At 68.5% G+C, this 12,494-nt stretch carries 9 protein-coding genes; 4 read left to right on the forward strand and 5 right to left on the reverse strand.

Annotated elements, in window-relative coordinates:
* The first annotated feature begins 541 nt into the window (after positions 1 to 541).
* A complete protein-coding gene (gene tcuC / locus ABD05_RS10730) occupies positions 542 to 1,837 on the forward strand; it encodes an MFS transporter (RefSeq protein WP_047900102.1) in 1,296 nt (431 codons plus the stop codon).
* 84 nt (positions 1,838 to 1,921) lie between these two features.
* Here tcuC and ABD05_RS10735 read toward each other — a convergent pair whose 3' ends face one another.
* Positions 1,922 to 3,760 carry a tetratricopeptide repeat protein gene (locus tag ABD05_RS10735; protein WP_420796348.1) on the reverse strand — a complete coding sequence of 613 codons (1,839 nt, stop codon included), beginning with the start codon at positions 3,758 to 3,760 and terminating at the stop codon, positions 1,922 to 1,924.
* 130 nt (positions 3,761 to 3,890) lie between these two features.
* Here ABD05_RS10735 and ABD05_RS10740 point away from each other — a divergent pair, with 130 nt between their 5' ends.
* The gene (locus tag ABD05_RS10740; RefSeq protein ID WP_047900104.1) at positions 3,891 to 5,531 is read left to right on the forward strand and encodes an FAD-dependent monooxygenase; all 1,641 of its coding nucleotides are present in this window, start codon (positions 3,891 to 3,893) and stop codon (positions 5,529 to 5,531) included.
* 8 nt (positions 5,532 to 5,539) lie between these two features.
* On the opposite strand, the gene ABD05_RS10745 is transcribed toward ABD05_RS10740, so the two are convergent.
* The 4 genes from ABD05_RS10745 to ABD05_RS10760 are packed head-to-tail and all read right to left on the reverse strand — an operon-like array spanning position 5,540 to position 10,842.
* On the reverse strand, positions 5,540 to 5,791 hold the full coding sequence (locus ABD05_RS10745) for a formate dehydrogenase subunit delta (RefSeq protein WP_047900105.1): 252 nt from the start codon (positions 5,789 to 5,791) through the stop codon (positions 5,540 to 5,542).
* 7 nt (positions 5,792 to 5,798) lie between these two features.
* Positions 5,799 to 8,750 (reverse strand): formate dehydrogenase subunit alpha, encoded by a 2,952-nt coding sequence (gene fdhF / locus ABD05_RS10750; protein ID WP_047900106.1) that lies wholly within the window; start codon positions 8,748 to 8,750, stop codon positions 5,799 to 5,801.
* A 17-nt stretch (positions 8,751 to 8,767) separates the two neighbouring features.
* Complete coding sequence (locus tag ABD05_RS10755; RefSeq protein ID WP_047900107.1) at positions 8,768 to 10,345, reverse strand: formate dehydrogenase beta subunit; 1,578 nt, start codon at positions 10,343 to 10,345, stop codon at positions 8,768 to 8,770.
* Entirely contained in the window at positions 10,342 to 10,842 is a 501-nt protein-coding gene (locus ABD05_RS10760) for an NAD(P)H-dependent oxidoreductase subunit E (protein ID WP_047900108.1), read from the reverse strand. Before ABD05_RS10760 ends, ABD05_RS10755 begins: the two co-directional genes overlap by 4 nt.
* A gap of 131 nt (positions 10,843 to 10,973) precedes the next feature.
* Between ABD05_RS10760 and ABD05_RS10765 the strand changes: the two genes are divergently transcribed.
* Together ABD05_RS10765 and ABD05_RS10770 are read left to right on the forward strand one after the other, a co-directional pair.
* Positions 10,974 to 12,080, forward strand: a complete 1,107-nt coding sequence (locus ABD05_RS10765; RefSeq protein ID WP_047900109.1) for a substrate-binding domain-containing protein — start codon at positions 10,974 to 10,976, stop codon at positions 12,078 to 12,080.
* A gap of 101 nt (positions 12,081 to 12,181) precedes the next feature.
* Positions 12,182 to 12,451: a hypothetical protein gene (locus ABD05_RS10770; RefSeq protein WP_047900110.1), complete on the forward strand. Its 270-nt coding sequence runs from the start codon at positions 12,182 to 12,184 to the stop codon at positions 12,449 to 12,451.
* Positions 12,452 to 12,494 lie beyond the last annotated feature (43 nt).

Consider the following 12,494-nt stretch of genomic DNA (forward strand, 5'->3'; position numbering starts at 1 on the left):
CGCGGTGCGGCCGGTCGACGTCAATGCAGGACGTCGTCAGTGTCGCGAGACAGTGCTTGCCGGGCCGTGCACCGGGCGCGCCGCGAAAGGTCCATTCGCGGCCGAACGGCGGAACGTGATCGAGCGGGGCGAAGCGAGGGCGGGCGAGCGCGCCTTCGACGGGGACGAACGGTGATGGGGTCATGAGGGCGGTACACCGTGCGACACGGGCAACCGTGCCGGCCGCGGCGCGGAAAGATCGTCGGGAATCGTGACATTGTGGTCAGCAGGCGAGAGCCGGTCGATCAGACCGATCTGATTTTTGCTTCAGTATTGGGGCGACTTGTACGAGACGAATGCGCCGATGGCGACGGCCGGGGGCGCCACAAGGCAAATGTCGGCTTCGCGTGGCATCATTCGCGAACCTTGCCGGGGGGGCGCGCGTTCGTTGTGCGGCGCGCCGCCGGCGGGCAGCGATGCCCGTGCGCGCCGGCCCGGCGCCGCGCGCGTCGTCGGATCCATGCGGCGCGGATTCGCGCCATCCGAGCTGAGCGAGAAAAACATGTCCACCGCGTCACACGCCATTGCGCAGGAATCGAAATTCCGCACCGTATTCCGGGTCGTCAGCGGCAACTTCCTGGAAATGTACGACTTCATGGTCTACGGGTATTACGCGTCGGCCATCGCGAAAACCTACTTCCCGAGCGGCAACGCATTCGCGTCGCTGATGCTGTCGCTGTCGGTGTTCGGCGCGGGCTTCCTGATGCGGCCGGTCGGCGCGATCGTGCTCGGCGCGTACATCGACCATCACGGCCGCCGCAAGGGGCTGATCCTGACGCTCGGGCTGATGGCGCTCGGCACGCTCACGGTGGCCTCGATACCCGGCTACGCGACGATCGGCGTGCTCGCACCGGTACTCGTGCTGCTCGGCCGGCTGCTGCAGGGTTTCTCGGCGGGCGTCGAACTCGGTGGCGTGTCGGTCTACCTGTCGGAAATCGCGACGAAGGGCCACAAGGGGTTCTATACGTCGTGGCAGTCGGGCAGCCAGCAGGTGGCCGTCGTGTTCGCCGCGCTCGTCGGCGTGCTGCTGAACCGCGCGCTGCCGGCCGAGGAGATGACCGCATGGGGCTGGCGCATTCCGTTCCTGATCGGCTGCCTGATCGTGCCGTTCCTGTTCCTGATCCGTCGTTCGCTGAAGGAAACGGACGAGTTCCTCGCGAAACGCCACCGCCCGTCGATGGGCGAGATCATGCGCTCGATGCTCGACAACTGGGGCGTGGTGGTTGCCGGCATGGGGATGGTGATCATGACGACGGTGTCGTTCTACATGATCACCGCGTACACGCCGACGTTCGGCAAGGAAGTGCTGCACCTGTCGTCGCTCGACGCACTCGTCGTGACCGTCTGCGTCGGCATCTCCAACCTCGTGTGGCTGCCGCTGTCCGGCGCGCTGTCCGATCGCATCGGCCGCCGCCCGGTGCTGATCGCGTTCACGGTGCTGACGCTGCTGTCGGCTTACCCGGCCGTGCTGTGGCTCGTCGGCGATCCGTCGTTCCTGCGGCTGCTCGCGGTCGAGCTGTGGCTGTCGTTCCTGTACGCGTCGTACAACGGGGCGATGGTCGTCGCGCTGACCGAAGTGATGCCGGCCGACGTGCGCACGGCCGGGTTCTCGCTCGCGTACAGCCTGGCGACGACGATCGGCGGCTTCACGCCGGCAATCTCGACGCTGCTGATCCACCAGACCGGGAACAAGGCGGCGCCGGGGCTGTGGCTGAGCGTGGCCGCGATTTGCGGGCTGATCGCGACGCTCGTGCTGTATCGCACGCCCGAGGCGCGCAACCAGTTCAAGGCGGCCTGACAGGCGCTCGCACATTGCGCGGCGCCGGCCGCATGCATTGCATTGAAAAAGGGAGCGCAGCGCGCTCCCTTTTTTCGTCTGCGTTCAGGCTTCGCGCAGCTTGCCGGCGACCGCGGCCGCCACGTCGAGCCATGCTCCCGGTGCGGGCTGGCGGGCGATCCTGGCCTGCGGATACCACGGGCAGTCGTCGCCGGTGAACCAGCGCCAGTCGGGCGCGAACGGCAGCATGACCCACAGTGGCTTGCCGAGCGCGCCTGCAAGGTGCGCGACTGCCGTATCGATCGTGACGACGCCGTCGAGCCGTTCGATCAGCGCGGCCGTATCGGCAAAGTCGTTCAGCCGGCCGTCGAGGCGATGCACGCGCGGATGCGCGTCGACGCGCGCACGTTCGTCGTCGTCGAGGGCGGGTTGCAGCACGATCCAGTCGATGTCCGGCAGCGCGAGCAGCGGTGCGAGCGCGTCGAACGGCATCGAGCGGTTTTCCTGCGCCTGCCGGCGCCCCGACCACGCGAGGCCGAACTTGCGCTTCGACTGCCCGCCGAGCGAGCCGCGAAAGCGCCGGCGAGCGCCGTCGGGCGCGTCGAGGTAGCGCGTGCCGCCGACGATGTCCGCCGGCTGAAGCCCGAGCAGGAACGGCAGGCTCATCAGCGTGCAGGCGACGTCCGCCGTCGGCGCTTTCGCGGCGCCCTGCGCGACGAGCGTGACGCGCCAGCGCGATGCGGCGGGCGCCAGCAGCGGCACGAGTTCCGGCTGGACTTCGAGCACGACGCGCGCGCAGCGTGCGCGGGCAAGCGGCACGAAGCGGACGAACTGCAGCGTATCGCCGAACCCCTGTTCCGCGCGAATCAGCAGCGTGCGCGACGCAATCGGCTCGCCCTGCCAGCGCGGCAGCGTGCCGAGCGGGATCGCGCCCGGCGTCTCGTGACGCGCTTCGTACGCGGGCAGGCCGCGCGTGAAGTCGCCGAGCGTCAGCAGCGTGACCGCGCGGTGCAGCCGCGCGAGCGTGAGATCGGGTTCGACGCGCAACGCCTGGTCGAATGCGCGCAACGCCATCTCGTGCGCGCAAAGCGCGTGATGCGCGTTGCCGAGGTTCAGCCATGCCAGGCTGAACGACGGATCGAGACCGACCGCGCGCTCGTAGTAGGGCAGCGCGTCGCGGTGGCGCGCCTGCGCGCACAGTGCGTTCGCGAGCCCGAACAGTGCGAGCGGAAACGGCGGGTGCAGCGCGAGCGCGGCTTCGAACGCGGCAGCCGCTTCGGCATGCCGGCCGACCGCATCGAACGTGTTGCCGAGATTGAAATGCGCAGCGACGAAGCGCGGCTGCGCGGCGATCGCGGCCTGGAAGTGCGCGATCGCGTCGTCGGCGTGGCCCATCGCGTTCAGCGCCATCGCGAGGTTGTTGTGCGCACCCGCATGCCCGGGCCGCAGCTCGAGCGCGCGACGGAACGCGGCGAGCGCGTCGTCGTGGCGGCCGAGCGCGTTCAGCGCGTTGCCGAGATTGTTGTGGATCGACGCGTCGTCGGGCGTGAGCCGGAGCGCGCGGCCGAACGCGTCGATCGCATCCTCGTGGCGCTGCAGCGCCGCATACGCGTTGCCGAGGTTGTAGTGTGCGAGCGGAAATTCGGGCGCGAGCGTCAGCGCGTTGCGAAAGCGGTCGATCGCTTCGTCGAGCCGGCCGAGCGCTTTCAGTGCGTTGCCGAGATTGAGCTGCAGCGCGGCATCGTCCGGACGCAGCGTGACGGCACGACCGACGAGATCGGCTGCCTCGGCGTGCTGGCCCTGCTGGTGCCGCAGCACGCCGAACAGATGCAGCGCGTCGGCGTCGGCGGGGTTGGTCGCGAGCGCGGCGCGATAGCCGTGCTCGGCCTCGGCGAGCCGGCCCGCGCGGTGTGCTGCATACGCTCGGTCGAATGCGGAATCCATGACGCGAAATCTGGCGGAAAGCGCATATTTTCCCACACCGCGCATGGGTGCCGCGCGTCGGCCGGTCGGCATATGGCCCCGTGACGCGTAGCGGCGTAGACTTGCAGGGTCGCGTGTCATCGAGGTTCTCATGGCTGACACACTGCCCGATATCCCGCCCGTGCTGATCGTCGGCGCGGGGCCGACCGGCCTTGCCGCCGCGATGAGCCTCGCGCGTGCCCGCGTGCCGGTGCGCATCATCGACCGCCTCGCCGCGCCCGCGCCGTATTCGCGCGCGATCGGTATCCAGGCACGCACGCTCGAACTGCTGGAGCAGCATCGCGCGGTCGAGCCGTTTCTCGCGCTCGGCCATCGTGCGCATGCGGCCGCGCTGCATGCCGACGGCCGCGTGATCGCGCGGCTCGATTTCGATCCGCTGCAAACGCGCTACCCGTATCTGCTGTTTCTCGACCAGAGCATTACCGAGCGGCTGCTCGCCGAGCACCTGGCCGGGTTCGGCGTGGCGGTCGAGCGCGGCGCGACGCTGACCGCGTGCGATGCAGGCGGCAAGTCGCTCGACGTGACGATCCGCTGTGCCGACGGCCGCGACGAATCATTCGCGCCGTCGTACCTGATCGCCGCCGACGGGGCGCACAGCACCGTCAGGCATCTGCTCGGCCTGGGCTTCACCGGGCAGGCGTTCGAACAGACTTTCCTGCTTGCCGATTTCGCGGCGATACCCGACTGGCCGGACGAAGAGATCCACCTGTTCACGACGCCCGAAGGCATGGCAGGCCTGTTTCCGATGGGCGGCGGCCGTTACCGGCTCGTTGCCGACCGGCCGCCCGGCAGCGATGCGCCGACCCCGTCGCTCGAGGAATGCGACGCGATCGTGCGTGCGCGCGTTGGCGCGTCGATTGCGCCGACCGATCTCGCGTGGTCGTCCTATTTCCACCTGCACAGCCGGATGGTCGCCCGGCTGCGTCACGGCCGCGTGTTCTTCGCGGGCGATGCCGCGCACGTCCACAGCCCGGCCGGCGCGCAGGGCATGAACACCGGCATCCAGGAAGCGTTCAATCTCGGCTGGAAGCTTGCGCGCGTGCTCGGCGCGGGCACGCCCGAACGGCTGCTCGACACCTATCACGCCGAGCGCCATCCGATCGAGCGCGACGTGTTGCGGCAGACCAGTTTCATCACGCAGGTCGTCGAGGCGGATCGCGGCGCGATGAAGCTGCTGCGCGATCATGTCGTGCCGCTGCTGGTGTCGTTCGGGCCGATGCGCGACGCGGTGCGGCGTACGGTCAGCGAGCTCGGCGTGCAATACCGGAAGAGTCCGCTCACGCTGGAGCGCGTGCTCGACGGCGGCCCGCGTGCAGGCGAGCGGGCGCCCGACGCGCTTGTGCACGTGCTCGACGGCCCGCTCGGTCAGGCGCCGGGAACGGCGCGGCTATACGATCTGCACGATCCGGCGAGCTTCACGCTGCTGCTGCTCGACGAGCCGGCGAATGCCGACGCCGGCGCTGTGCCGCCGCCGCCGATGGCGGCCGATGCGCAGGCGCTCGTGCAGCGGCTCGAACGGATCATGCCGGGCGCTGTGCGCGTGTGGCGGATCACCGATGCCGAAGGCGACGGTGCCGCCGGGCTGGCACAGGAGTACGGCCGCTCGCGGCCGTCGTTCTACCTGTTGCGGCCCGACGGGTATGTCGCCGCGCGCGGGCGCACGGCGACCGACGCGAGCGCGTTGCTGCGCCACTGCGAAAGCTGGTTCGCGGGCATGTCGATGTCCGCGTAGCAGCGCGGTCAGGCGGTTGCCTCGGCAGGGACGAGCGATGCGCGGTGAGTGGCGATCGCGTCGCGCACGATCGGCGCCGCGCGTTGCGCGCCTTCGCTCGACGGATCGTCGAGCGCGGCGAGCAACGCGCGGCGCATCCGCGGCTCCCAGAAGCGCCGGATATGCTCGGCGATGCCGGTCAGCGCTTCGTCGCGATCGGGCATCGATTCGAAGAATGCGCCGATCTGGTTGGCCATGTCGATCAGGTGGTCGTTGTCCATCTCCGCCTCACTTGCCTGTCGTCACGGTGTCGGGCGTGCTCGCGCGGCGCTCGAGCAGGTCGATCTGCTCCGCGTTGAAGCGCGCGTACGCTTGCTGCCAGTCGGACGGCTGCGCAACCGGCAGCACCTGCACGGCCGTCACCTTGTATTCAGGGCAGTTCGTCGCCCAGTCGGAGCTTTCCGTCGTGATCACGTTCGCGCCCGATTCGGGGAAGTGGAACGTCGTGTACACGACGCCCGGCTGCATGCGTTCCGTCACGAGCGCGCGCAGCACCGTATGCCCGGCACGCGATTCGATGCCGACCCAGTCGCCGGTCCGGATGCCGCGATCCTGCGCGTCGTGCGGATGGATCTCGAGGCGATCCTCTTCATGCCACCGGACGTTTTCGGTCCGGCGCGTCTGCGCGCCGACGTTGTATTGCGACAGGATGCGGCCCGTCGTCAGGATCAGCGGATAGCGCTGCGTGACCTTTTCCGGCGTCGGAATGAACTTGGTGATCACGAACCGGCCCTTGCCGCGCACGAACGCGTCTATGTGCATCGTCGGCGTGCCTTCCGGCGCGTGCTCGTTGCACGGCCACTGGATGCTGCCGAGTGCGTCGAGCTTCGCATATGACACGCCCGAGAAGGTCGGCGTGAGCCGCGCGATCTCGTCCATGATTTCCGACGGGTGCGTGTAGTGCATGTCGTAACCGAGCGCCTGCGACAGCAGCAGCGTCACTTCCCAGTCCGCGTAGCCCGCGAGCGGCGGCATCACCTTGCGCACGCGCGAGATGCGGCGCTCCGCGTTCGTGAACGTGCCGTCCTTCTCGAGGAACGTCGAGCCCGGCAGCAGCACGTGCGCATATTTCGCGGTCTCGTTCAGGAAGATGTCCTGTACGACGATGCACTCCATCGCCGACAGCGCGGCCGACACGTGCTGCGTGTTCGGGTCCGACTGGACGATGTCCTCGCCCTGGCAATAGAGCCCCTTGAAACTGCCGTCGAGCGCCGCGTCGAACATGTTCGGGATGCGCAGCCCCGGTTCCGGCTGCAGCTTGGCCGACCACGCCTGTTCGAACTGCGTGCGCACGATCTCGTCGCTGATGTGCCGGTAGCCGGGCAGTTCGTGCGGGAACGAGCCCATGTCGCACGAACCCTGCACGTTGTTCTGGCCGCGCAGCGGATTGACGCCGACGCCTTCGCGGCCGATGTTGCCGGTTGCCATCGCGAGGTTCGCGATGCCCATCACCGTCGTCGAGCCTTGCGCGTGTTCGGTGACGCCCAGCCCGTAATAGATCGCGGCATTGCCGCCCGTCGCATAGAGGCGCGCGGCGGCGCGTACCAGTTCGGCCGGCACGCCCGTCACGTCGGCGGTTGCCTCGGGCGAATTGTCGGCGCGCGACACGAAGTCGCGCCATTGCTCGAATGCGCGCGTCTCGCAGCGCTCGGCGACGAACGCGTCGGCAACAAGCCCTTCGGTGACGATCACGTGCGCGAGCGCGTTGACGATCGCGACGTTGGTGCCGGGGCGCAATTGCAGGTGATGCGTGGCTTTCACGTGCGGACCGTCGACGACATCGATGCGGCGCGGGTCGATCACGATCAGCTTCGCGCCTTCGCGAACGCGCCGCTTCAGCCGCGAGCCGAACACCGGATGGCCGTCGGTCGGGTTCGCCCCCATCACGACGATCACGTCGGCCTGGTCGACCGATGCGAACGTCTGCGTGCCGGCCGATTCGCCGAGCGTCGTCTTGAGGCCATAGCCGGTCGGCGAATGGCACACGCGCGCACAGGTATCGACGTTGTTGTTGCCGAACGCGGCACGCACGAGCTTCTGCACGAGGTAGGTTTCCTCGTTCGTGCAACGCGACGACGTGATGCCGCCGATCGAATCGCGGCCGTACTTCTGCTGCAGCTTGCGAAATTGCGTCGCCGCGTAGGTGAGCGCTTCGTCCCAGCTCACTTCGCGCCACGGGTCGGTGATCCTCTCGCGGATCATCGGCTTCGTGATGCGGTCCTTGTGCGTCGCGTAGCCCCATGCGAAGCGTCCCTTCACGCATGCGTGGCCCTCGTTCGCGAGGCCGTTCTTGTTCGGTGTCATGCGCACGACCTGCGTGCCCTTCATCTCGGCCTTGAACGAGCAGCCGACGCCGCAGTACGCGCAGGTCGTGATGACCGAGTGTTCGGCCTGCCCGAGCTGCACGACGGATTTTTCCTGCAGCGTGGCCGTCGGGCATGCGGCGACGCAGGCGCCGCACGACACGCATTCCGATGCCATGAACGATTCGCTTTCACCCGCGGCGACGCGCGATTCGAAGCCGCGCGCGGCGATCGTCAGCGCGAACGTGCCCTGCGTTTCCTCGCAGGCGCGCACGCAGCGGTTGCAGACGATGCACTTCGACGGGTCGTACGTGAAGTACGGGTTCGATTCGTCCTTGCGGTCGTCGAGGTGATTCGCGCCGTCGAAGCCGTAGCGCACTTCGCGCAACCCGACGACGCCCGCCATGTCCTGCAGTTCGCAGTCGCCGTTGGCGGGGCAGGTGAGGCAGTCGAGCGGATGGTCGGAGATGTACAGCTCCATCACGTTGCGGCGCAGCGACTGCAGCCGGTCCGACTGCGTGCGCACCTTCATGCCCGCTTCGGCCGGCGTCGTGCACGATGCCGGATAACCGCGCCGGCCTTCGATCTCGACGAGGCACAGCCGGCACGAGCCGAACGGCTCGAGCGAATCGGTCGCGCAGAGCTTCGGGACGTTGACGCCGGCTTCGATCGCCGCGCGCATCACCGACGTGCCGGCCGGTACCGTCACCGGCTGGCCGTCGATTTCGAGCGTGACGTCGATGTCGGCATGACGTTGCGGCGTGCCGTAGTCGGTATCGTCGAGCGGGTCGCGGGCGCGCGCCTGAGCGGCGCTCTTGCACGCGCATTGGCCCGAGCCGCAGCCGCCTTGGCGGACGTTGTTCGTGTCGAGGGACATGCAGGGCTCCTTCTGGGTCAGGCCGCAGCCTTGACCGGGCCCGACGCGGCATCCTTGCCGGTGGCGAGCCCGAAATCTTCGGGGAAATGGTCGAGCGCGGACAGCACCGGGTAGGGCGTCATCCCGCCCATCGCGCACAGCGAACCGGCCAGCATCGTGTCGCACAGGTCGCGCAGCAGCGTGACCTGCCGCTCCGACGTATCGCCGTGGCGGATGCGCGCGATCGTCTCGACGCCGCGCGTCGAACCGATCCGGCACGGCGTGCACTTGCCGCACGATTCGATCGCGCAGAACTTCATCGCATATTCGGCAAGCTCGGCGAGGTTCGACGTGTCGTCGTGCAGCACGATGCCGCCGTGGCCGACCACCGCGCCGATCGCCGTGTATGCCTCGTAGTCGAGCGGCACATCCCACTGGTGGTCGGGCAGGTAGGTGCCGAGCGGGCCGCCGACCTGTGCGGCGCGTGCGGGCCGGCCGCTTGCGGTGCCGCCGCCGAAGTCGAACAGCAGCTCGCGCAGCGTGACGCCGAACGCGAGTTCGACGAGGCCGCCGTGACGGATGTTGCCGGCCAGCTGGAACGGCAGCGTGCCGCGCGAGCGGCCCATCCCGTAGTCGCGATAGAACGCGGCGCCGCGCGCGAAAATCACCGGCGCCGTCGCGAGCGTGATGACGTTGTTGATGACGGTCGGCTGACCGAACAGGCCGGCGAGCGCGGGCAGCGGCGGCTTTGCGCGCACGACGCCGCGTTTGCCCTCGAGCGATTCGAGCAACGCCGTTTCCTCGCCGCACACGTACGAGCCCGCGCCTTTCGCGACGTGCAGTTCGAACGCGTGCGCGGAGCCGAGCACGCGTTCACCGAGCCAGCCGGCTTCGCGCGCGCGGACGATCGCGGCTTCGAGCGTGGCGATCGCGTGCGGGTATTCGCTGCGGACGTAGATGTAGCCGACCGTCGCGCCCGTCGCGATGCCTGCGATGATCATCCCTTCGATCAGGCAGTACGGATCGCATTCCATCATCAGGCGGTCGGAGAACGTGCCCGAATCGCCTTCGTCTGCATTGCAGACGATGTATTTCTGCGCGGCGCTCGCGTGCCGGACCGTGCGCCACTTGATGCCGGCCGGGAACGCCGCGCCGCCGCGGCCGCGCAGGCCCGATTCGATCAGCGTCTCGCATGCGGCATCGCCGTCGAGCGCGAGTGCGTTCTTCAGGCCGGCAAGGCCTTCGTGCTGCAGGTAGTCGTCGATCGACAGCGGATCGGTCAGGCCGATGCGCGCAAACGTGAGGCGCTGCTGGCGCGCGAGATAGGGGAGCGCGTCGACGACGCCGACACTGCTCGGATGCGCGCCGCCTTCGAGCCAGTTTGCGTCGAACAGGGCCGGCACGTCGGCGGCCGACAGGTTCGCATAGCCGATGCGGCCGGCGGCCGTGCCGACCTCGACGAGCGGCTCGAGCCAAAGCAGCCCGCGCGAGCCGTTGCGGACCAGTTCGATCGCGACGCCGCGCCGTTCGGCTTCCGCGACGATCGCGGCGGCGAGCGCATCGGCGCCGAGGGCCAGCGCGGACGAATCGCGCGGAACGTAGATGCGGGTCGTCATGCGGCCTCCGGTGTGTGGGCGACTGCACCGGCCAGCAGTGCGTCGAACTTCTCTGGAGTGACCTTCGCATGAAGCACGCCGTTGACCGTCATCGACGGCGACTGCGCACACAGTCCGAGGCAGTAGACCGATTCGAGCGCGACGGCGTCCGGCGCATGCGCATCCGCAGCATCGTCGTGCGCAGCGTCGAACCGGCAGCCCGTGCGGGCTTCAGCGTGCGCGGCGAGCGTTTCGCAACCCATGCTGCGGCATGCTTCGGCGCGGCACACCTGGATCGTGACGCGCGCGGGCGGCGCGGTGCGGAAGTGGTGGTAGTAGGTCAGTACGCCGTGCACTTCGGCGCGCGACAGGTTCAGTGCCCTGGCGAGCGGCGCGACGCAGTCCGGCGGCACGTAGCCCGCGTCGTCCTGGATCGCATGCAGGATCGCCACCAGCGACCGGCCGGCGCGCGCATGGCGCTCGACGAGCGCGTCGGGCGCATGGGAATTCGGGGACATCGGTTATGCTCCTCCAAAGTCTCATATGCGCTCAAACTTCATATAGTGCGCATCGCGACTTCGTTCTGATTGATTTCGACCAACGATAAGCGGAAGATTTCACAGTCGCAATAGGAAATCGGAGTGCATAATTGATTCGAATCGAATGCGACGCGTATCTGACCGTACGCGACACGGAAGGCCGTACGGCCAGCCTGTCTGACGTCGCGCCACTGCTGGAGCTCGTGGCCGACACGGGCAGCATTGCGCAGGCGGCCCAGGCAAAAGGGCTGTCGTACCGGCACGCGTGGGGCATGTTGCGCGCGCTTGAGGCGTGCATCGGCGGGGAGTTGATCGAAACCGCGCGCGGCAAGGGATCGACGCTGTCGGCGCTCGGGCAGGCGGTCGTCGACGCGCAGCGCCTCGCGCGTAGCCGCCTCGACGGGAACCTGCGTACGCTCGCGGCCGAAGTGGCCAGCGACCTGAACCGGCGGCTCGCGCAGCGCGACGGCGCCGTGCGGATCCACGCGTCGCATGGCTACGCGGTCGCGACGCTCGTGTCCGCGCTCGTCGATGCGCAGGCGGCCGTCGACATCAAGTATCGCGAGAGCGTCGAGGCCGTGCAGGCGCTTGCACGCGGCGAATGCGACCTGGCCGGCTTCCATCTGCCGCGCGGCGCGTTTCGCGCACAGTGCGCGCAGATCTACCAGCCGTGGCTCGACGATACCCGCCACGTGCTGATTCACCTGACGCGTCGCCAGCAGGGGCTGTTCGTGCCGCGCGGCAACCCGAAGCAGGTCCGCGGGCTCGCGGATCTCGCACGCAACGACATCCGCTTCGTCAACCGGCAGCCTGGGTCGGGCACGCGGATGCTGCTGGATCTCGCGCTGCGCGCGATCGGCATCGATCCCGAGCGCATCGACGGTTATGCGTCGGCCGAGCTCACGCATTCGGCGATCGCGGCGTTCGTCGCGAGCGGGATGGCCGATCTCGGCTTCGGCGTCGAGCCGGCCGCGCATCATTTCGGGCTCGACTTCATCCCGGTTGTCGACGAGGACTATTACTTCGCGTGCGAACGCGCGCGGCTCGACGCGCGGCCGCTCGCCGGCGTGCTGGCACTGCTGCGCGATGCGCGCTTCGTCGAGCGCGTCGCGCATCTCGACGGCTACGATCCGGCCGCATGCGGAACGCTGACGAGCATCGCGACGGGGCTGGCCGGCGGCGACGGCACGAGCGCACCGGACGGCAATTCACGGTAACGGGGACGCGATCGAACCGCGCTGCAGCAGCGGGGGATTTGCGCTACGCTTGGCGTTTCATCAACGTTCCAACAAGCACGCCGTTCAGGCGTCGTCCCGCCATGAAATATTCCGTTTCCCTCGCCGCGGCAGCGTTGACCGCGGGGCTTCTGGTCGCTGCTTCGCCGTTTGCGTTCGCGCAGAATTCCCCGGGCGTGCCCGGCGGCATCCTGAGCGAACAGTTTCGCCTGAACGAGCATCCGCAGATGCCGTTCGCGGCGTCTGCGCCGTCGCAGAAATACCAGGGCAGCAAGAAGTCGGCGTTGCGTCGCAAGGGCGACCTGGGCGACCCGAACGGTTGCAACCTGAAGTGCCCGATGGATAGCCAGTAACGCGTGGACAGGCGCGTTTGCGCGTCGGTCGTGCGGTGTCGAT

Source organism: Burkholderia pyrrocinia, from assembly GCF_001028665.1.
Lineage (GTDB): Bacteria > Pseudomonadota > Gammaproteobacteria > Burkholderiales > Burkholderiaceae > Burkholderia > Burkholderia pyrrocinia.

Bases quoted from the DNA above. Each gene is read 5' to 3' on its own strand.
- fdhF (WP_047900106.1), bottom strand. From the start codon at position 8,750: ATGTCCCTCGACACGAACAACGTCCGCCAAGGCGGCTGCGGCTCGGGC.
- ABD05_RS10745 (WP_047900105.1), bottom strand. From the start codon at position 5,791: ATGGACAACGACCACCTGATCGACATGGCCAACCAGATCGGCGCATTC.
- tcuC (WP_047900102.1), top strand. From the start codon at position 542: ATGTCCACCGCGTCACACGCCATTGCGCAGGAATCGAAATTCCGCACC.
- ABD05_RS10760 (WP_047900108.1), bottom strand. From the start codon at position 10,842: ATGTCCCCGAATTCCCATGCGCCCGACGCGCTCGTCGAGCGCCATGCG.
- ABD05_RS10770 (WP_047900110.1), top strand. From the start codon at position 12,182: ATGAAATATTCCGTTTCCCTCGCCGCGGCAGCGTTGACCGCGGGGCTT.
- ABD05_RS10740 (WP_047900104.1), top strand. From the start codon at position 3,891: ATGGCTGACACACTGCCCGATATCCCGCCCGTGCTGATCGTCGGCGCG.
- ABD05_RS10755 (WP_047900107.1), bottom strand. From the start codon at position 10,345: ATGACGACCCGCATCTACGTTCCGCGCGATTCGTCCGCGCTGGCCCTC.
- ABD05_RS10735 (WP_420796348.1), bottom strand. From the start codon at position 3,760: ATGGATTCCGCATTCGACCGAGCGTATGCAGCACACCGCGCGGGCCGG.